24 protein-coding genes are annotated in these 18,708 nt (G+C 41.0%); 2 read left to right on the top strand and 22 right to left on the bottom strand.

The features are described from left to right. Positions 1-29: 29 nt before the first annotated feature. Positions 30-1,001, top strand: a complete 972-nt coding sequence (locus J8L98_RS14935; RefSeq protein ID WP_192506970.1) for a LysR family transcriptional regulator — start codon at positions 30-32, stop codon at positions 999-1,001. On the opposite strand, the gene J8L98_RS14930 is transcribed toward J8L98_RS14935, so the two are convergent. From J8L98_RS14930 to glk, 5 genes are all read right to left on the bottom strand, one after another. After that, a complete protein-coding gene (locus J8L98_RS14930; RefSeq protein ID WP_210997053.1) occupies positions 993-1,202 on the bottom strand; it encodes a hypothetical protein in 210 nt (69 codons plus the stop codon). The genes J8L98_RS14935 and J8L98_RS14930 overlap by 9 nt on opposite strands. A 319-nt stretch (positions 1,203-1,521) precedes the next feature. After that, entirely contained in the window at positions 1,522-3,126 is a 1,605-nt protein-coding gene (locus tag J8L98_RS14925) for a bifunctional diguanylate cyclase/phosphodiesterase (RefSeq protein WP_210997052.1), read from the bottom strand. A gap of 118 nt (positions 3,127-3,244) precedes the next feature. Then, on the bottom strand, positions 3,245-3,484 hold the full coding sequence (locus tag J8L98_RS14920; protein ID WP_192506967.1) for a YdcH family protein: 240 nt from the start codon (positions 3,482-3,484) through the stop codon (positions 3,245-3,247). Positions 3,485-3,639: 155 nt separating this feature from the next. Beyond that, entirely contained in the window at positions 3,640-4,650 is a 1,011-nt protein-coding gene (locus J8L98_RS14915) for a LacI family DNA-binding transcriptional regulator (RefSeq protein WP_210997051.1), read from the bottom strand. A 12-nt stretch (positions 4,651-4,662) separates the two neighbouring features. Continuing rightward, on the bottom strand, positions 4,663-5,664 hold the full coding sequence (gene glk, locus J8L98_RS14910) for a glucokinase (protein ID WP_210997050.1): 1,002 nt from the start codon (positions 5,662-5,664) through the stop codon (positions 4,663-4,665). 295 nt (positions 5,665-5,959) lie between these two features. On the opposite strand from glk, the gene J8L98_RS14905 reads away from it, so the two are divergent. Next, the gene (locus tag J8L98_RS14905; protein WP_210997049.1) at positions 5,960-6,991 is read left to right on the top strand and encodes a LacI family DNA-binding transcriptional regulator; all 1,032 of its coding nucleotides are present in this window, start codon (positions 5,960-5,962) and stop codon (positions 6,989-6,991) included. Here J8L98_RS14905 and J8L98_RS14900 read toward each other — a convergent pair. From J8L98_RS14900 to J8L98_RS14820, 17 genes are read right to left on the bottom strand one after another with little or no spacing between them, the layout of a single operon-like run. Beyond that, positions 6,986-7,666 (bottom strand): sigma-70 family RNA polymerase sigma factor, encoded by a 681-nt coding sequence (locus J8L98_RS14900; RefSeq protein WP_210997048.1) that lies wholly within the window; start codon positions 7,664-7,666, stop codon positions 6,986-6,988. The two genes, J8L98_RS14905 and J8L98_RS14900, sit on opposite strands and share 6 nt — an antisense overlap. Before the next feature lie 5 nt (positions 7,667-7,671). Then, positions 7,672-8,412 (bottom strand): flagellar type III secretion system pore protein FliP, encoded by a 741-nt coding sequence (gene fliP, locus J8L98_RS14895; RefSeq protein WP_247682570.1) that lies wholly within the window; start codon positions 8,410-8,412, stop codon positions 7,672-7,674. Then, positions 8,402-8,701 carry a hypothetical protein gene (locus J8L98_RS14890; protein WP_210997047.1) on the bottom strand — a complete coding sequence of 100 codons (300 nt, stop codon included), beginning with the start codon at positions 8,699-8,701 and terminating at the stop codon, positions 8,402-8,404. Before J8L98_RS14890 ends, fliP begins: the two co-directional genes overlap by 11 nt. Further along, entirely contained in the window at positions 8,694-9,011 is a 318-nt protein-coding gene (locus J8L98_RS14885; protein ID WP_210997046.1) for a FliM/FliN family flagellar motor C-terminal domain-containing protein, read from the bottom strand. The genes J8L98_RS14890 and J8L98_RS14885 overlap by 8 nt, the downstream gene beginning before the upstream one ends. Beyond that, positions 9,012-9,743 carry a FliM/FliN family flagellar motor C-terminal domain-containing protein gene (locus tag J8L98_RS14880; protein ID WP_210997045.1) on the bottom strand — a complete coding sequence of 244 codons (732 nt, stop codon included), beginning with the start codon at positions 9,741-9,743 and terminating at the stop codon, positions 9,012-9,014. Beyond that, a complete protein-coding gene (gene flgF, locus J8L98_RS14875) occupies positions 9,743-10,921 on the bottom strand; it encodes a flagellar basal-body rod protein FlgF (RefSeq protein ID WP_210997044.1) in 1,179 nt (392 codons plus the stop codon). Before flgF ends, J8L98_RS14880 begins: the two co-directional genes overlap by 1 nt. A gap of 11 nt (positions 10,922-10,932) precedes the next feature. Continuing rightward, a complete protein-coding gene (locus J8L98_RS14870) occupies positions 10,933-11,352 on the bottom strand; it encodes a flagellar hook capping FlgD N-terminal domain-containing protein (RefSeq protein ID WP_210997043.1) in 420 nt (139 codons plus the stop codon). Further along, on the bottom strand, positions 11,353-12,336 hold the full coding sequence (locus J8L98_RS14865; protein ID WP_210997042.1) for a hypothetical protein: 984 nt from the start codon (positions 12,334-12,336) through the stop codon (positions 11,353-11,355). It lies immediately after the preceding gene. Continuing rightward, positions 12,329-12,736: a hypothetical protein gene (locus J8L98_RS14860; RefSeq protein ID WP_210997041.1), complete on the bottom strand. Its 408-nt coding sequence runs from the start codon at positions 12,734-12,736 to the stop codon at positions 12,329-12,331. Before J8L98_RS14860 ends, J8L98_RS14865 begins: the two co-directional genes overlap by 8 nt. Positions 12,737-12,761: 25 nt before the next feature. Beyond that, positions 12,762-14,102, bottom strand: coding sequence for a FliI/YscN family ATPase (locus J8L98_RS14855; RefSeq protein ID WP_210997040.1), 1,341 nt, complete (start codon positions 14,100-14,102; stop codon positions 12,762-12,764). Between the two features lie 2 nt (positions 14,103-14,104). Further along, entirely contained in the window at positions 14,105-14,812 is a 708-nt protein-coding gene (locus J8L98_RS14850) for a FliH/SctL family protein (RefSeq protein WP_210997039.1), read from the bottom strand. Positions 14,813-14,816: 4 nt separating this feature from the next. Further along, positions 14,817-15,164 (bottom strand): hypothetical protein, encoded by a 348-nt coding sequence (locus J8L98_RS14845; RefSeq protein WP_210997038.1) that lies wholly within the window; start codon positions 15,162-15,164, stop codon positions 14,817-14,819. Then, entirely contained in the window at positions 15,154-16,503 is a 1,350-nt protein-coding gene (locus J8L98_RS14840) for a flagellar M-ring protein FliF C-terminal domain-containing protein (RefSeq protein ID WP_210997037.1), read from the bottom strand. The genes J8L98_RS14845 and J8L98_RS14840 overlap by 11 nt, the downstream gene beginning before the upstream one ends. Positions 16,504-16,513: 10 nt before the next feature. Then, positions 16,514-16,813, bottom strand: coding sequence for a flagellar hook-basal body complex protein FliE (gene fliE, locus J8L98_RS14835; RefSeq protein WP_210997036.1), 300 nt, complete (start codon positions 16,811-16,813; stop codon positions 16,514-16,516). A 3-nt stretch (positions 16,814-16,816) separates the two neighbouring features. Next, entirely contained in the window at positions 16,817-17,218 is a 402-nt protein-coding gene (locus tag J8L98_RS14830; RefSeq protein ID WP_210997035.1) for a flagellar basal body rod C-terminal domain-containing protein, read from the bottom strand. Then, a complete protein-coding gene (locus J8L98_RS14825; RefSeq protein WP_210997034.1) occupies positions 17,218-17,580 on the bottom strand; it encodes a hypothetical protein in 363 nt (120 codons plus the stop codon). Before J8L98_RS14825 ends, J8L98_RS14830 begins: the two co-directional genes overlap by 1 nt. A gap of 9 nt (positions 17,581-17,589) precedes the next feature. Beyond that, positions 17,590-18,708 carry a flagellar basal body P-ring protein FlgI gene (locus J8L98_RS14820; protein WP_210997033.1) on the bottom strand — a complete coding sequence of 373 codons (1,119 nt, stop codon included), beginning with the start codon at positions 18,706-18,708 and terminating at the stop codon, positions 17,590-17,592.

Below are 18,708 nucleotides of genomic sequence, written 5' to 3'. Positions count from 1 at the left end.
ACACCAATAGTCATTACAAAGAGAACATAATGGATATCGGCACACGATTACTCATGTTTTTAGACGTCGTAGAACGAGGTTCATTTGCCAAGGCGGCGCAGATACGAAATATAGATCGCTCCGTGATATCAAAACAAATTGGTCGATTAGAAGATGAGCTGAGCGTCCGCTTGCTCAATAGAACCACGCGTTCTTTTTCGTTAACCGCAGCCGGCGCTGAAATGGTAAAAAAAGCACAAGAATTGAGAAAGCTTCTGAGTGAAACCCAATTACTTGCCGAAAATTATCATACAGAGCCTAAAGGTTTACTACGCATAACCAGCTCAACTATCGTTGGTCGACGGTATGTGCAGCCCGTGATCAATGAATTTCAAAAACGCTTCCCACAAGTTGAAGTTGAGTTGCGCTTAGAAGACCGACTCGTTGATATTGTTGGAGAGGGTTTTGACCTTGCATTTCGAGTCGGTGAGCCCAAAGATTCTTCGCTCATCGCCAGAAAAATAGCGCGAAACCGACTCGTCATGCTCGCAACCCCCCAATTTCTCGCAACATATGGTACTCCTAAGCACATCGATGAACTTACCGAGTTACCTGCGGCAACATATGCAAGTGAAGGCCTACGCTTTACTGGTGTTAGTTACTTTGACGTAGATGACAATGCGAAGGAAATGCCAATTAAGAGTGTGTTTCGTTCAAATGATGGAGATCTCATTCTGTTAAAAGTGCTTTCTGACACCGCATTTTGCGTGGTTCCTGCATTTTTAGTTGATCAAGAAGTTAAACGCGGTGAACTCGTGCCCTTTTTAACCGATGTTAAACTCATGGATTACAGTGCGATGTACGCGGTCTATCCACATCGGGATCTGCCTGTTAGGACTCGGCTTTTTTTCGATGCTATCAGAGAATATATTGGTAAAGATACGCCAATTTGGGAAAACAATATACCGAATTACTCTGCAATGTATGGTTTTGAATCACCAAAGGCAAGGCCACTATTTTGATAAAAGTGACATCAACCAATGCCACCAAGAGAGATTGTTTGGCTGTTTCTTAATTGGATGGTATTTATGCAACTTATCTCGACGCTCTGCCGCAATGTTTGCCACTGTGGTAAAGCGTGCTCGCTGCGATGTGTTCATCTCAGTAATATCGGTATTGCTCTTTGACTGTGTTCGACGACTTGGTTTTACAGAACTACACATTGTACTAAACCCAGATTTAATAACGCTTACTCAATAGACCGAACCACATCATAAAACTGTTCATTTTAGGGGCTGTTGATCTTTCAGGTTCATTTTTGCAGCCGTTTGATTGGGTTTTATACAAGACAGAGGCTGCATAGCATGGTTATTCCATGTGAGTCAGCCGATAACACAGTAGAAAAGCCAATCAAGCGCTGCCTACCGGTTCTTTTTCTCTTTGTTGCTTAATATTCGCTTAGATTACTAGGCCACATATTAAGCGCCGCGATAAAAGCATGTGCAAAGAGAGCAAAAATAGAACAGCAAAGATCAACAGCCCCTAATACTTACGTAGCGCAGATTTCACCATACCTGATGACTCAATCCATTTGATACACGCAGCTAAAGGCAGCGCTTCGCTAATTTTAAACCCCTGAAAGTAATCACACTCTAACGTAATTAAATAATCAATCACGCTATCACTATCGACCCCTTCAGCCACCACACTGCAGCCCAAACGCTTCGCTAGGAATACTGCAGTTTCCACAATCACTTTGTCTTTTTCATTGTTAATGCAATCATCAATAAATGAACGGTCAATTTTTATTTGCGCGATTGACAACTCTTTCAACAGCGAGAAGGAGGAAAACCCAGTACCAAAATCATCAATACTCACTGAAAAACCCATTTCAATCAGAATTTCGACTAGCTCATTAGCCTGATCCAAATCTGTCATCATCATGCTTTCAGTTAGCTCAAACATAACATGCTGTGCACTTTTTTGAGAATGATTAACCTGAGCTGCGAGTAAATTCACCAGATCTTTGCCTATGAAATCTTGACTCGATAAGTTGACATGTACAATTAGATTAGGCTCCGCTTGCAGCAATTGTGGTAAATCTTGAAAAACATGACTGATCACAAATAAACTGACTTGTCGGATCATGTTATTATTTTCAGCAATAGCAATAAAACTTTCTGGCATTATCACAGAGCCATCTTTTTGCGGCCATCTTAGTAACGCTTCTACCCCATGAATTTCACCTGATTTTGCTGAAACAATTGGCTGATAGTAAACCGTCAACTCCCCCCCATTTAACGCTGTTTTTAAACGGCTAATTAAATGAAATTCATCATCTGAGTCTTTGTGAAAGTGCGCATCAAAAATGACTAAACTTTGTTTTGTGCGTTTTGCGCTATACATGGCAATGTCAGCTTGCTTAAGTAAGGTAACAGCATCTTTGGGCTGCTGCCTGTCATAGGCACTCGTGCCTGCGCTATAGTGAATATCCACACTGAGCTCGTCTACAATTAATGGTGCATGCAGTTCGCTCAATAAGGCGTTATTTTGCGCATAAATATCTGTTTCTTGACGTCCTTGAATCACAATGACAAACTCATCTCCCCCCATTCTATAAATAGAATTATGTGGCAATAGTGCACGCGTGAAACGTTCAGCCAACCCTATCAGGACTTTATCACCAAACACGTGACCAATTGCATCATTCATTTGTTTGAAGTTATTTAAATCTATGAGCATTAATGCAAAGTCCATATCTGCACTTTGCAGATCGGCTATTTTTGCCATGCACCTTTGTCGATTCTCTAGACGCGTTAAATAGTCATGATGGGCGTTAAAACGTTCTTTTTCTATAATGCTAGCCAGCTCTTGTAAACTCTCTTGCGACATACCATTAATAATAATGACAAAGACAGCCCCGAAGAACAAAATAAATGAAATACCAACATCAAGCATATTCGCGTGGCTTTGCTGCAACAAATAAGCAGAAAAAGTGATATAACCAAGAATAAAAAATAAGATCAGGCCTAATAATACTCGCCATCCTATCCGAGATGAGATCTGACAAATTTTTACTGCTGACTTTAATGAAAAACACAGGCCTAACGCACCAAATAATACTAGAAATAATGCAAGTAAATTCACCTAAGCATACCTATGCAACAAATATGCTTTGAGTATAGTTTATTATTCCTAACCTGCTGGAGCACAGGTTATCGAGGCTTCAATGTAAGACGCCCCGACTCAGTTCTGTGCAGCCCTGCTAGCTATTTCGCAAAATATGATATAGCTGATCTTTAAGTTGCAAGCGCTGTTTTTTTAACGATTCGAGATAGGCATCTGAGGTATTTTCAACCCCATCTTCAATGCGAATGACCGCATGGTCAATTTCATGATAATCATCAAATAAACGTGAAAAGTGACGATCATTCATTTTCAAATGGTGAATTTTATCTTTGAACTCTGGCAACTCTTTAGCCAGACTATGACGCTCTATATTCATATTGATTTCCTATTCTTACGTTGAGTTCATACCAGTTATTATCCACTGGCTACTGAATTAATATTACGTAAAGGGCAGGATCAGTCTTTGATCTAAGACATAAGAAAGGCCCGAAATTACCTTCGAGCCGATAAGAAAGCAATTTTGAAAAAGCGTTACGGCTTTGCCGTTGATTCTCTCGTGATCAGCTTTGCTTCAAGTGTTGTTTGCAATACGCCAACGTCTGCGCCACCTATTTGGTTGATTAAGAGCTCAACCGCCTGACGCGTCATTTCTTCCACGGGTTGAGCAATGGTTGTTAAACCCGGCCAAATATGGCGTGCAATAGGGGCATTATCAAAACCTGCGATAGAAATATCCTCTGGCACTTTAAGATGGCGCTGTGTAGCCAACTTAAGTACCGCAGCCGCCATATAATCGTTGGAGGCAAACACCGCACTCGGGCGAGGTGTTATATCTAATATGGCCTTTGCACTGTCAGCACCAGAGTGATAACTAAAATTACCTTCTGCCACCAATGCATTGTTGAATGCAATGTTATGGGTTGAAAGCGCGCGTTGATAACCTGAAAAACGCTGTTCGGTCGCGCTATGATCTGGGTGTCCTTTTATAAAGGCAATATTAGCATGACCTAATTCTATTAAGTGTTCTGTAATTTCAAACGCACCTTGTTCATCATTACTGCGTACCGATATTGACTCATCGTCTTCAATTGCAGACGCGACACGTGCATAATTCACATTCTTACGTTTTAGAAATTCAATCAATTCAACTGAGTCAGAAAAAGGCGGGGTTAATACCAAACCATCAAGTCGTGATGTAGTCAGTAGATTTTCAATATTTGCGATGAGCGCATCCCCGCGTAGCTCACAAGGGTGTATCAACAAATTATAATTATGTTTGTGGCACGCTTCCAATGCACCACTTTGCACCCGGGTAATATAACTCTTACTCGGGTTATCGTATAAGCAACCAATAATAAAGCTACGATTACGGGCCAATCCCCTTGCGATAGGGTTCGGTGTATAATCCAGCTCCTTAAATACCTTAAGGACTTTTTCTCGCGTTGCAGGGCTCACATTTGGTTCATTATTTAGCACACGAGAAACCGTTTTCTTTGATACTCCTGCGTACGTAGCAACACTATTAATGGTAACTTTTTTCATTCAGTCCAAACCCTAACCTTGGCTACGCTCATGAATGCATGCTGCTGCACCTATGAGTGGTATATTGTCTTGTACAACCAATGTCACCGGTATTTGCCCGGCATACTGCGACATTAACCCTTTTTCAGTAAATCGTTCTACAAACCGACTTGATAATAAGCGATCTGACATTCTAGGTAAAATCCCTCCCCCTATGAACACGCCCCCCAATGCACCAAACGTCAAAGCTAAGTCACCTGCCACACTGCCTATCCAATCACAAAAGTGATTCAAGGTTGCATCGCACACTTCGCACTCTGACGCTTTGTCACTGACTTGCGCTGCGGTTAAGTTTAAAGGTGTTATGCCTTTAACCTTTGCCATTGTTCGATATAGACGCGCTAAGCCGCGGCCAGAAAAAACATCTTCAATGGAGATATGCTGCAACTCTGAGCGCATTTCATTGACCAATGCTCTATCTAAATCTGTCACCGGTGCTAGCGAAATATGCCCGGCTTCACAGCTCATAACAGCACACCCATTAATATCTCTCACCAAACAGGCAGCACCAAAGCCGGTCCCCGGACCCATAACGGCTATATTCGCAGTTTGTTCAGCTTGGCCCGACTTTATGGTGATATTTTTATTTGGATCTAAATAGGGGGCTGCATAAGCAAATGCCGCAAAATCATTAATAACAGACAGTTCGTCAAAACGCATGGTATCTTTGAGATCTTGGCTATTAAAATGCCAACCTAAATTGGTCAAATAGACTTGATTTGCTTTGATAGGGCCTGCAACAGCTAAACATGCTCGTTTGGGGGTTTCAATGCTTAATTGCGCTAAATAGCAATCTAACGCAGCCTCAAACGATTGAAACTGTGCACTTGGAAAAGTGGCCTGATGAGAAATCGTAAATTGGTAAGTATCGCAGTTGTACTGTGTGATAACGGCAAAACGCGCGTTTGTTCCCCCAATATCAGCAACGATGATAGGGTCAAACTTATTCACCTGAATGTGTGTTGTCTGGCTCATGCTGTTTTCTCTTTTGTCATTGCGCTTATCACGCTTTGTTATTATGCATAGAGCTATCACTCCCCTGCACTTTATTCCATTCGTCAATCAGTTAATTTTGCACGTTAACTGACGTAAAAAAATGCTGCCCACATAAAATGGACAGCGAATACGTTTTGACAACAAAATGATAAAACGCCCTCATTATGACACCGGTGTCACATTTCATCAATAAAAATTTAGTAGAATAACGAAATTGGTTGAAATATTTATGTAAACCCTGACAATGTTCAGGTTACATTGATTTGAGAGCCATATGAAAAATAAAGGTAAAGCCACATCATTCGATATTGCCCATTATGCAGGGGTATCACAATCAACGGTTTCGCGCGCTCTCAGAAATAGTCCGTTAGTGAATGAAGAAACCAGGCAACGAGTGCACGACATTGCCAATCAACTCAATTATAAAGTAGATAAGAATGCCAGTAACTTACGGACACAACAAAGTAGTACATTGGCGCTGCTACTCTTTGAAGACCCGACGACTGATGAATCTCAAATTAATCCTTTTTTTCTTAGTATGCTGGGCAGTATCACCCGAGCATGTGCCAAAGAGGGCTATGACCTCCTCGTCTCTTTTCAATCAAGTAGCTCTGACTGGCGCGCCGACTATGAAGATAGCCATCGCGCTGATGGGATCATTCTACTGGGATACGGTGATTATTTAGATTATCAATCTAGACTACAGCAACTCCTTGATCAAGATACTAAATTCGTCTGTTGGGGAGCAACCGTTGATAATCACCCAGACCTTACCGTCAGCTGTGACAACTATGGTGGCGGGCAACTTGCCGCACAACATCTCTATGCGTTAAATCGGACCGATTGTGCGTTTATTGGTGATGCGTCCAATCACAGCCCTGAATTTTTCTCTCGTTACAAAGGATTTAAAGATCAATTTGACACGTATGGGGTCACGCTGAACGACCGAAAAATCGCTAACGCCATTTCTACAGAAGAGTCTGGGTATCATGCAACCAACTCTTTAATTGCCAATAATATTTCCTTCGACTCATTATTCGCAGCCAGTGATTTGATTGCTATCGGGGCAATACGCGCACTGTTAGAAGCCGGTATTAATGTGCCCGAAGATGTGCATGTTGTCGGCTTTGATGATATTCCTGCTGCCAGTTATGTCTCGCCTTCACTTACCACTGTACAACAAAACACCACACTCGCTGGTCAGATGCTAGTCTGTAATTTACTCTCGTTGATAAAAGGGGAAACGGTCGAATCAACATTACTCCCACCATCACTGGTGGTTCGAACATCGTCTCAAAAGTCATGATCCATTTACATGCTTAGCTAAACTTCTTAAGCCGTCTTTATGGATTTGACTTATTCTTGATGCTGAAAGGTCTAGTAATGTAGATATATCTTGAAAATCAAGAAAGTCAAAGTAATGGAGGTTCAGCACAGTTCTTTGCTGCGTCGGCAATAGCTGTACTTTATCTTTACATTGCAGTCTCAAACAGTCCATTTCAGGCGAAGAAAAATACCCGCTCAAACTGTTACTTGCAGGCTCTGTTATCTCTTGTTCGAGTAAATATTGCATAGCAAAGGCATCTATTAAAGACACTAATTCAATCTCTGAATTGACCTTATCAATCAAAGTCTCTTGTGACGAATTCGTTAATTCCTTTCCACGAAGTTTACTATAAGCTTGGCTTTGATCTGAATATTTAAAAACCTGATTTAAAATATTTCCTTTAACCCGATATTGCGCATAAGTTTGAAACATGTACCCAGCATCTGGGTCAAAGTTATAAATTGCATGTAATAACCCTTCATGACCAAAGCTCAAAAAGTCTGCTGATTCAACACCGCTTATGCGCAGCTTTTTACTAAGCCGCAAGGACTCAAACTCTGACCAGCATCGATACATTTCAAATATAGCATCTCTGGCTAATTGGCATTTATCGCCAATCCATTGCGTCCATAATACTTCTTCAGCAGTACTCATTTTAACTATGAAAAACTACTTACTAAAGACTGAGAAACCAAAGCCCATCCATCAATCAATACAAACAACATGACTTTGATTGGGAGTGCAATTGATATGGGTGGCAACATAATCATACCGAGGGACATAAGTACGCTAGCAACAACTAAATCAACCAATAAAAAGGGTATAAATATCACAAACGCTATTTTAAAGGCGGTCGTTAATTCGCTCAGCAAAAATGCAGGTACTAAATAGCTAAATGAAACATTCTCAACATCATTGGGAACTGTCACATTGGCCATGCTTAAAACCGCTTCAAAATCTTCTTCACGAGTTTGGCTGATCATAAATTGCTTCACATATACTGCCCCTTCTTCAATCGCGGCCTCTAGCTCTATTTCTTGCGCCGCATAAGGCCGTATCGCGTTATCCTCAACTTTTTCCCACACGGGTAACATCGTATAAAATGTTAAAAACAAACTCAGTGTTAGTATCACCATATTCGGTGGGGTTTGTTGTAACCCTAAAGCATGACGTAACATAGAAAGTACAATAATGATCCGTGTAAACGCCGTCATTGCAATTAATGCGATGGGAAGGAATGACATTAATGTAAGCGTACCCGCCACCTTTAATTCAGGAGCCAAATCATTTAACATGCCTGAATTGCTTGCAATCGACAATAGACTCTCTGCCGACTCAGATGCACCAGCAGAGTAACTCATCAGTCCCAAAAAAATAACAAGTACTGTGTTACGAATCATTTGACTCAACTCTTTTTTCCTCTAATGGCGAACCTTGCAATTCAACTACTCCATTCTTTGACTCAAAGACTAAGTATTTTTGGTCCTTAAAATGAAACTCATGAACAACCGCTGTTTTACTAATCGCTGTAGTGCCAATCCGCTTGACGTTATTACTAGGGCCTCGATTTACACCGTTAATATGCTTAAAGAGCAAATAAATGCCAATTAACACGCCACAAATAATGGATAAAATAATCCATTGTGAATCGCTAACCGGCTCAATTTGACGAAACTGTAGTTCAGTCATTAGTTAAATCCGGCACCTGCGTAATTTCGACACCAAAATGACCATCAATAGCAACGAGCTTGCCGGCTGCAACCGTTACGCCGTTTATGCTTAAAGTAATCTCATCGTTTATTGCCTGTTGCAATTTCAGCACTTCGCCACGCTCTAATGACGCAAAATCTGACAAAGCAACTTGGGTGCTGCCGATACTACATTCCAGCTCAACCATTACGCCTTTTAGTAAAGCATCGTCCATTTTTGGGATTAATTTCTCTCCTGATTTTTGGTTATTTTCCACTTCTGTGAATTCAACATCTTGGGGGTTATTCATCTAAGACTCCGTAAAAATAATGGCTTTATTGTTCATGTTTCTAACTAGGTAACTCAGCAAATAGTTTTTTTCCCCATTCACTTCAACAGGAACTGGTTTATCAATTGCGTGATTTAGTGTAAGAACATCACCCACTTGCAAAGATATCGCTTTTGAAAAAGCAACTTTCTCCGTACTCAAAGCTATTTTAACAGGCACAGAAATGCTTGTTAGAGCCGGACTCAATGAACTTATGTTTGATGATGTAACTCGTGACGGCTCAATAAGCGTGGTCAATAGAGAATTATCCAATAGTAATGTTAGTTCCTTGTTATTGAGTTTAATGCACATAGAAAGCACAGCCTGCGTACTTTTGATGCGCTCAAGTGACACCCCTAACTCTCGATAAAGCTGTTGAAATAAGTCATCCATTGACGACTCAAACGCATTGACTTCCAGTTCATTTTCTATACATGTAAGTGTCGCCTGATCACAGTTGAACATATCAAGTAGCATACTTTCTCGTGTTACAGCAGAGGATGAAAATACTTGGAGGCCTTGCCCTTTATGTAACAGTTCAAGCGGCTTGACAACGTCCAACTCTGAAAACAACGTTTTGTTAAAGCTAAACTCAACATTAACAGAAGAAGATCTAAACCATTGTTTAGACCAGCTTTTCACGCTATTTAACAGCACAGTTTTGATACGCTCTTCAATAACTGAGCTAAAAACACCTGCAGCTCTAGTCGCCATTAACGACCTCGTGTGCTTTCATAAAGTTGTTCTAGTAATTGGTTCGATACATTTAGCAAACGTGAACTCGCTTGATAACCACGTTGGATCACTATCATATCTGCGAACTCTCTAGACAAATCAACATTTGAAAGTTCAATGCTTTTACCTTGGATAGTCCCTAAACTGCCAGTCCCCGCCTTGCCGATTACCATACCTGACTGAGATGTCGCCTCGAACAAACTACCACCAGCTAACCGTAAAACAGATTCATCTTTAAAATGCGCGAGTGCTAATGCTGGACCTGTTTGTGTTTCACCATTGGTATAGGTTAAAGACAAACTCCCATCAGATTTAAAATCGATGCTACGTAATGATGCAACAGCAGATCCATCTTGCACAGCGCCACTGAGTGTTGAAGTAGTTCCTGTATCCGTGGAGGTTGATTGACCGAAACTTCCCGCATCCCCTAAGTTAAACGAGACGGAAGCGGTTCCTCCCATAGAGTCTGGTACTGCAACGCTAAATGAAGATTGTCCAGCAAGTGGTGTTCCATCGACGCCAAATTTAATATTTGAAGTAGATAAAACTGCATCTGATGCTGAGTTATTGATAACCGAGACAGACCACTCGCTTGAGTCTGTTGTACTTTTAGTAAATTTAAGCGTTAAATTAACTTCTTCACCTAATTTATTAAAAACTGTGATCCCTGAGACTTCATGGGTTGTCGCTCCACTTGATAAGTTGCCACTCAAAGACACTTTTGTGGTCTCTTTTGGTGCTCTAACCCTGAGCTTACTGATATCAAACTCACCAATATTACCCTTGCTATCAATCGCTGCAACACTTGCACCGCTGACTGAATCGGTCAATATCCCATCATTGTTAAATGCGAACTGCCCTGCACGTGAGTAGTAGCTGTTACCTTCTTTCAACAATGTAAAAAAACCTTGTCCTGAAATGGCAACATCCGTTGCATTTCCAGTCTGACGAATATCACCACTGGTAAAACGGTACCCTAAGCCTGATATTTGCGTACCCGTTCCTGCATCTTGCTCACCGCCACTTAAACTTTTGTAAAATGTATCAGCTCCGCGAAAACCTGGAGTGTTCATATTTGAGATGTTATTACTAACTGTATCTAGGTTCCGGGAAAACGAGAGCATTCCTGAAAGTCCATTAAAAAACGCTTGAAACATTTATGTTCTTCCTATTGTTGTACAACTGTTATTTGGCTGAGTGACACTTTATCAATAAAGCTTCCATCAGCTAGTTTTATAGTGAGTGTTGGCCCCTCAGCGGTATAATGTACTGCTTCGATTGTGCCAGCGGTTGACTCTGATGTTTGAGATGAAACTTGCACGGCTTTACCTAAAAGAGATAGCGCTTGATTTGAAGAATTCATCGCCAATAAATTATCCAATTTCTCATTCGATTGTCTTGATTGCTCAAGGGATGAAAACTGAGCCAACTGAGCCAGAAATTCTCTGTTGTTAAGTGGCTCGAGTGGATCTTGTGAATTGAGCTGTGCTAAGAAAAGTTTGATAAACTCTTCCTGTGAAATATTATTGTTTGCAGCGGCTGTCGATGTTGGTTGTGCGCCAACATTACCAATACTTTCTACTGTCATTTAAGATGCCCTTTTCCATATAAGCTGCCCGTTTAATTGCACTTCTTTAGGCATGACAAATCCGACAGAGGAAAAATCAGCAGCCCAGCTTGTGAATTGATTTATTACATTTTCTCGATTGAAAAAATCTCGTATTGACAACTTCACTTCATTCTTAGTAACCGGAATATAAAATAAAGCTTGAGGCGCATATTTTTCATGCTGAGAAGCGTAATTACCTTTCCTACGTTGAGCGTCTAGTGGCGCTACTTCACGTTCATGGTATTTTTGATGAGTGGTTTGACTGTGAGTAAACATCGCCGAGACTTGTAACCTGCTTTTTACTAGCCGAGATGAACGCTCGGTATTTACCGATACCGCATCATGTTGCAGAGGCCCACTTTTGCCTGAGCTGTGCTCTAGCAAAATATGCTCACTTTTTATCATCGGCATCGATGTCTCATAAGACATATAGCCGCTACTAATATGGCCCCAAAGCACATGTTTACTTTGTATATACTGACCGTTTACCGAGTGTGTAGTATCAACCGCGCCATAATTAATGGCATCCAATAAGCTTAATTTTGCAACGCCAGAATTGAACTGAGCATGGCTAAGGCTTTCGTGAGTATCAATTAATAGTAAGTCTCTTTCACTCATCTCAGGTCCTTGAGAATAGTTCTTTGATGGGGCCACAAGCAGTGCCGCGTTACTGTATAGCTGCAGCATTTGAGTATGCGTATTATCCGCATTCATTTTATGATCGTGACCATTCAATCCGATGGTATTCAAATGATTTTGTATCGCTTGTATGTTCGCATTTGATAGTGTATTCACTTGCGCATCAAAGCCACCGATTTGTCCACCAATAAGTCCTTTTGAAGAATCAGAAACTGGGTCTACATTTAACAGCCAATCATTAAAGTCATTATCAGATTGAGGATTGCTCTGTTCTACCTGTTTGGCTTGTATTTGAGGTATTACCATCGAATTTATATTATTCACAACCCCTCCCTTTATTTAAGCTCCATAGTTGTCCGATCTCTTTGTGTATCGCCGCCTCTAAAAACTGCGTTCTTTGCAACTTAAAAGCCTCTGTTTTATGAAAAATCGTTTCGGCCTTTGCCTCAACCATAGAAATTTCTCGTTGTTTTTTTGCTGCGGATACTTCAAGCTCTTTAACTTCACTATCTAAAACAACAATTTGTTGCGATAACCCTTGTAAATGGCTCATCGTAGCAATCGCTATTTCAGGATTAAGACCACCATCATTTGTGCTCTCGCCGCATTTTTGAATTTGTAATTTAAGATCTTTCTGGCTCGTCTCAGCTTTTAACTTAAGAGCAACAATCTCCTCTAGGTCATTAATAAGAGATTGCTTTTGCCATTTTTTTAAACGTAACATTTGTGTGCAAACATGAAGCGTTTTATCACTGCTCTCGATCATGAGTGCCTCGTTCACTGGACCAATTTTGAAGTGCCGTCAATGCTTTTGAAGCCGGTACGTTTATTCCTACGTCTTGCTGTAAGAAATTGCATAAGGACTCATAGTCACTTTTGATCTTTGTCAACTTATCTACATCGCCTTCGAGCATTCCTAGCTCTAAAAACTCTTTATTACTGTCGTATAAGTTCCACACCTTTCTTGCATGTTGAACAGCATGTTGTTGCTCTTTCGTAGACAGATTAGAAAATAAGCGGCTCACCGACTTCATAATATCGACGGCTGGAAAATGATGATTCTCAGCCAAAGTTCGACTTAGGATCACGTGCCCATCTAAAATTGCCCTTAACGTGTCAACAACAGGATCATTAAAGTCATCATTTTCTACTAATACTGTAAGCACTGCAGTGATAGCACCACGCTTTTTAAAGCTACCGCATCGTTCAACAAGTCTAGGTATTGCTGAAAACACCGAGGTCGTATACCCCTTTAATGTGGGTGGCTCTCCAATTGATAAACCAACTTCCCGCATCGCCATCGCAAATCGCGTCATTGAATCTATTGTTAGAAAAACATCTTTTCCTTGCTCTGAGAAATATTCAGCCATCGCCAAGGCATAATAAACTGCTTGAGCGCGCACAAGTGGTGGTTGTTCTGAAGTCGCGGCAATCACAATCGAGTTTCTAAGACCTTCCGGCCCCAGCGTGTCCCTCACAAACTCTTCGACTTCCCTCCCACGTTCGCCTACTAATGCAATGATATTGATGCGACTTTCATCATGATTATTTTTACAGATGGCACTTAATAAACTACTTTTGCCAACGCCACTACCGGCAAACAAACCCACTCTTTGCCCTTTACCGATCGTATTAAAAGTATCGACTGACTTAATGCCTGTTGAAAAGGCCGTTGTGATTTCCCGCCTATCTAATGGATTAATAGGCTCTCTATGCAGTGGTACTTCAACCCCGTCAATCACATGTTCTTTTGCATCTAACGGGACTCCGAATGCATCGATTACACGACCAATATAGCCCTCTCCCACCTTTGCGAATGCTGCGCGTCCTAAAGATTTAACTTTACTGCCGAATGCAATACCTCTGATGTATTCATAGGGCATTAGTAATGCCCTCGTTTCTTTAAAACCAACCACTTCGCATTGGTATGGCTGAATACGCCCTTTTGGAAATATTTCACATATTTCACCAACAAATACGTTTGGGATCTCGGCTTCAACAACTAAACCGATGCTTTGCAATACCGTGCCATAGCTTTGCATTGTCTCAATCGACTCTAAAGATTGGGCATATCGATTCAACATCAACATCTTCAGTCTTCCCGGTGTAAGTCAGCTAATTGCTGAGTCCATAAGGCTAACTTATCACTAAAATTAGATTCAACTCGGCCTTTGGCCAATTCAAATCTATAACTACCAATAGAAAGCGACTCGTCTTTTTTCAAACGTAAATTTTCAACTTCTTGACTTTTTTCATTTGACTGTAAGTAGTTATAATCATCCGGAGAAAGGCATAGCTGTACCAATGAACCTTGAATGAGCTCATTCTTCGCAAACTCAATCGCTTGCTCCAAATACTCAGCACTATGTAGACGCTCTCCGAGTAATTTAAACACCGCGGTTGTTAAAATCTCATGGATCTCAGACTCACTCTCTAATGTAATTGTGACATCTGATTTTGCCAGTTGCTCAAACAAAGTCGTCATCTGATCCTTAACCTTCGTAAGATCATCACGCTGCACTTGCAACTCTGTATTCAATGCGTGTGCAGCCTTTTCTTCACCTTTAGCCAGACCTGCCTTAAAACCTTTTTGAATCTCTGCCTCAACAATGCTGGCTAAATCATCCGCAAATATATCTGCAATCAATGCTTCCCTTTCACGCTTACTCATTTCTAATAATACGCTTCGCACATCAACCTTAGACTCTTCAACTGGCGCTAACTCGATGTTATCCAGCTCTGGCGTTTGCACACTCGGTACTTGCGTGCATGGGGCATTGTAAGTTTTTACGATAGACATACTGCTAATCCATGCTCTCAGTAGTGTGTTTTGTGTTGCTCGATAAATGATTTACCAAGAGACTCTTAACGCTTTCAGTTACATGCTCATTCGATTCTTCAAATACATGTTTGAGGTAACTATCAAGCGCCCCACTTTCAACCACGTGCTCAGTTTGAGTAACTTGCTCAGTTAAACGTAGTAAAAGGGCTTTTTCATTTTGAATATTCAACTTTTTTAATTGGCTGAATGCACGCTTTACCTTTGTTTTTTGCTCGTTTGGTAATTGTGCAATGACCCACTTTCTATCCCACCAATTGAGTGTTGCCAACTTTAGTGCTGCTAATTTTACGGGATCATAATTAACCTGCATGCTTGTTGACCCCTTCCGATAACCAGTCTGACATTTCAATCAATACTGCTTCCCGCTCCTTATGTGAGAGTCTGCCTCTTTGTGTTTTAAACAAAGCGGTAAGAAGAATTAATACACCTAATCCCCCAAAAACAATGTACAGCACTGTTGGAATATTTGTGCTTTCAACCTCAGTTACATCGGCCGTAGCTTGCTCTTTAACAACAGCTGGTACCTTAGATTCAACTAAATTTTTATCGGTAGACTCAATAATCACAGGCTTAAAATACTCTACCGACAAATTATCACCTCGCGCCGAGTTAATACCCGCGGCCGATGCGATAAGGGCTTTAAATTTGGCGAGGTCACTGTCAGATAAATCAGCTACAATTGCGACAGCCACAGACAGTACTTTAATGTCACCTGCAAGGTGTGTTATTTGTTCTGTTTGACTTCCATGCGTATATTCCACTTCCTCGCTTTGATTCTTAGCGGCTTCTGAATCAGACGTGTGTGTATTAGTAATACGCTTTTTCAATAGAGCCCCCTCACCACCAGCGGCAACTAGCACTGATCTTTTGACCGAATCGATCTTTGAACGATTAACCTCTATAGTCACTGAAACCGCAAACTGTTTTTGCTCAAGATATAACCCCAAAAGCTTCTCTATTTTCTCAGTCAAAACCGCTTCTTTGCTGTCACCTTTTGACCCCACCGTATCTTCTTTCGAAGATGATTGAGATATTTGCTTTCCATCTCCTGAAAAAACAGTCACATTTTCCGCTGGTAAACCCTCTACAGCTGCAGCGACTAATGACTGGACTCCCGTGATATTTACAGAGCTTATTTCAACATCTGGGTTGGTAAATAGAGTAACGGAAGCTTTTGCAGGAATGCGTTCTCTCGAGAACAGCTTCTTATCTGTTAACGTTAAATGTACCCTTGCATATTGGATATAAGACATCGAAGATAGGGTACGTTCAAGCTCTCCCTGAAGTGCACGCTGTAAAGTGACCTTTTGAGTATGCTCAGTCATGCCATAGTCTGTATTATCAAATAACTCTAATCCATGTGATGTATAGCTGCCGGTTTTCGTTTGCTCTAGCAACAACTGGCTTTTGCCTAATTGCTCTTGATTAATGAGCAATTGTCCATCCGCTGTGTATTTATAATCTAATCCATTTTGTTCAAATTTTTCGATTAACGCAGAAGAAGCAGTCCCTGTTACGCCTGGGACAGAGTGATAATTTGTTTTTATAACCCACACTATTGCGGATACCGTAAGTACCACCAATAGCAACGTCAGACCTAACAAAGATGTGCGTTGTTTAGCTGTAAGTGAGCGAATCATGTCAGTCATTTCATATTACCTATATTTGCATTCTCATAACTTCTTGATATGCATCAAGCAGTTTATTTCTAACCTGTAAAGCCAAATTTAACTCCAAGCGAGCACGTTCCATAGCGAGCATTAACTCATGGGACGGAATGCTTTCACCTAAAGCCGCGTTTTGCGCGAGTGCTTCACTGTGATTTAATGAGTCATTCACACTGCTGACACTTGCCATAACCGTATCAATAAATGTTGGAGATGCAGCCGTATTTGACGTTTCAACAGGCGTATATACCTGAGGTAACTCTCCTATCGCTTCTATGCCATTAATTGCCATTTATTATTTTCCTATTTCTAGCGCTTTAGCGCTCATACTCTTATACGCATTAAATGCCTTTACATTGGCTTCATATGCGCGAGTTGCACTATTGAGGTTTAACATTTCGGTCGCTAAGTTTATTTCAGGGGTATACACAAACCCCCTTTCATCTGCTAATGCATGCTCTGGTTTATACTGCGCTTTCACTTGTGTGCTTTGATTCAACAAAGACATCATGTCAGCTTCAACTATTTGCTGAAAACTCATTCCATTCACATTTGTGTTTAAATGCTTGACTTTATATGCAGCAGACGCTGAAGAAGCGACTGAGTTTGCATTTGCAATATTTAAAGAGGCAGCATGTAATTTTGCGCGCTCAACTGCCATCCCAGACATACTTATCGCATATATATCGTGCGCCATTATCGCTTTCCTCCATTTGCAGCTAACTCAGCAAGTGCAAGTTTCCTATTTAATACTTCAATCATTTTCTGGTATTTACCTGCTGCCTTCATCGACAAAGCAACCTCTTCATCTAAGGCAACTTGCTTAGATAACTTATGCGTAAAACCAGATTCAACCTTTGACCAATTATCTGAAAGTTCTGCTATTCTCGTTTGTTCTGATTCATGTCTCACAGCTTCTATAAGACGCGAAAAGTCACTGACTTTATAACCTGCAGCCGCATTATTTGCAGATGCTATATTTTCCAGCGTAAGGCGCTGTTCTGTCGCGGCCATATTGATTGATAGCCTTAACATTTCAATTGATATTGGTTCTGCCATCTTTATACCTTACTGAACAACCAGTTCTGCATGTAACGCACCGCTTTTGTTAAGTGCTTGCAATATCGAAATTATATCTCGTGTAGATAGTTTTAACTTTTTAAGCGCCCTCACTAACTCTGCAATGCTGGTTCCTTTATCATTGTGATAAAGTGCTTCATTGCTTTCTGTCGTGTTTAATCTGCTCGTTGGGTTAACAGCCGTTTTAATACCTCGACTATTGTCTACAAAAATGCCTTTTGGCTGAGATACAAAAAAATCGGTTTCAATCGATAGCTCAATACCTGCATGTGAAATAACCACACCTGCAACTCGAATATCTGAGCCTGAGACCAACGTGCCAGTACGCTCATTAATAACGACCCTTGATGTCATTGCCGGCACAACCCATGATTGTTGAATTTGCGCAATAACTGACACTGGTGAACGGCCATCTACCGGCTTCACTGATATTTTTCCTGCATGTATTGCTTCCACATCGAACATGCCTGTATTTTTCAGAGTTGAAACAATCCGATCAGCCGTTATAAAGTCAGGGTTTTTAAGAATGAGATTTAACGATCCAGAATCATCAACAAAATGACTTGGCACCTCTTTCTCAACAATCCCTCCTTGTGGGATAAAGCCAACAGTTGGGTGGTTCTTTTGCAGAACCGATTGATTCGCCTCAAATTTAAATCCACCAACAGCCAAGTTACCTTGCGCTAGTGCATAAATGTCGTCGTCAGCACCTTTCAGTGGTGTCATATATAACGTACCACCAGTCAGGCTTCGCGCATCACCAACTGAAGACACATGCACATCAATTTTGTCCCCTGGTTGTGCAAATGGGGGCAAATCAGCAGTCACAATCACTGCCGCTGCATTTTTACTTTTTATGTCATCCGTGCTGAGCACTAAGCCAAAGTTTTCTAACGTATTTCTAACTGATTGTAACGTCGCTTGACTTCGTGAGGAGTCACCTGAGCCAGCTAAACCAACAACAACACCATAGCCTACTAATGCGTTGTCTCTGACACCCTCTATACGCGCTAAATCTTTAATTCTTACAGTGCCCTGTTCACTCGCATTCACTAAAAAGCCTGTTAAGAATATCCATATAAAAATAATGGCGAATCTAATATTCAT

It is taken from the genome of Pseudoalteromonas sp. MMG013 (genome assembly GCF_018100885.1).
GTDB lineage: Bacteria > Pseudomonadota > Gammaproteobacteria > Enterobacterales > Alteromonadaceae > Pseudoalteromonas > Pseudoalteromonas aurantia.
Note: the sequence above shows the minus strand (reverse complement) of the source record. Positions and strands in the feature narration are given on the sequence as shown.

Bases quoted from the DNA above. Each gene is read 5' to 3' on its own strand.
- J8L98_RS14935 (WP_192506970.1), top strand. From the start codon at position 30: ATGGATATCGGCACACGATTACTCATGTTTTTAGACGTCGTAGAACGA.
- J8L98_RS14930 (WP_210997053.1), bottom strand. From the start codon at position 1,202: ATGTGTAGTTCTGTAAAACCAAGTCGTCGAACACAGTCAAAGAGCAAT.
- J8L98_RS14920 (WP_192506967.1), bottom strand. From the start codon at position 3,484: ATGAATATAGAGCGTCATAGTCTGGCTAAAGAGTTGCCAGAGTTCAAA.
- J8L98_RS14915 (WP_210997051.1), bottom strand. From the start codon at position 4,650: ATGAAAAAAGTTACCATTAATAGTGTTGCTACGTACGCAGGAGTATCA.
- glk (WP_210997050.1), bottom strand. From the start codon at position 5,664: ATGAGCCAGACAACACACATTCAGGTGAATAAGTTTGACCCTATCATC.
- J8L98_RS14905 (WP_210997049.1), top strand. From the start codon at position 5,960: ATGAAAAATAAAGGTAAAGCCACATCATTCGATATTGCCCATTATGCA.
- J8L98_RS14900 (WP_210997048.1), bottom strand. From the start codon at position 7,666: ATGAGTACTGCTGAAGAAGTATTATGGACGCAATGGATTGGCGATAAA.
- fliP (WP_247682570.1), bottom strand. From the start codon at position 8,412: ATGATTCGTAACACAGTACTTGTTATTTTTTTGGGACTGATGAGTTAC.
- J8L98_RS14890 (WP_210997047.1), bottom strand. From the start codon at position 8,701: ATGACTGAACTACAGTTTCGTCAAATTGAGCCGGTTAGCGATTCACAA.
- J8L98_RS14885 (WP_210997046.1), bottom strand. From the start codon at position 9,011: ATGAATAACCCCCAAGATGTTGAATTCACAGAAGTGGAAAATAACCAA.
- J8L98_RS14880 (WP_210997045.1), bottom strand. From the start codon at position 9,743: ATGGCGACTAGAGCTGCAGGTGTTTTTAGCTCAGTTATTGAAGAGCGT.
- flgF (WP_210997044.1), bottom strand. From the start codon at position 10,921: ATGTTTCAAGCGTTTTTTAATGGACTTTCAGGAATGCTCTCGTTTTCC.
- J8L98_RS14870 (WP_210997043.1), bottom strand. From the start codon at position 11,352: ATGACAGTAGAAAGTATTGGTAATGTTGGCGCACAACCAACATCGACA.
- J8L98_RS14860 (WP_210997041.1), bottom strand. From the start codon at position 12,736: ATGTTACGTTTAAAAAAATGGCAAAAGCAATCTCTTATTAATGACCTA.
- J8L98_RS14855 (WP_210997040.1), bottom strand. From the start codon at position 14,102: ATGTTGATGTTGAATCGATATGCCCAATCTTTAGAGTCGATTGAGACA.
- J8L98_RS14850 (WP_210997039.1), bottom strand. From the start codon at position 14,812: ATGTCTATCGTAAAAACTTACAATGCCCCATGCACGCAAGTACCGAGT.
- J8L98_RS14845 (WP_210997038.1), bottom strand. From the start codon at position 15,164: ATGCAGGTTAATTATGATCCCGTAAAATTAGCAGCACTAAAGTTGGCA.
- J8L98_RS14840 (WP_210997037.1), bottom strand. From the start codon at position 16,503: ATGACTGACATGATTCGCTCACTTACAGCTAAACAACGCACATCTTTG.
- fliE (WP_210997036.1), bottom strand. From the start codon at position 16,813: ATGGCAATTAATGGCATAGAAGCGATAGGAGAGTTACCTCAGGTATAT.
- J8L98_RS14830 (WP_210997035.1), bottom strand. From the start codon at position 17,218: ATGGCGCACGATATATATGCGATAAGTATGTCTGGGATGGCAGTTGAG.
- J8L98_RS14825 (WP_210997034.1), bottom strand. From the start codon at position 17,580: ATGGCAGAACCAATATCAATTGAAATGTTAAGGCTATCAATCAATATG.
- J8L98_RS14820 (WP_210997033.1), bottom strand. From the start codon at position 18,708: ATGAATATTAGATTCGCCATTATTTTTATATGGATATTCTTAACAGGC.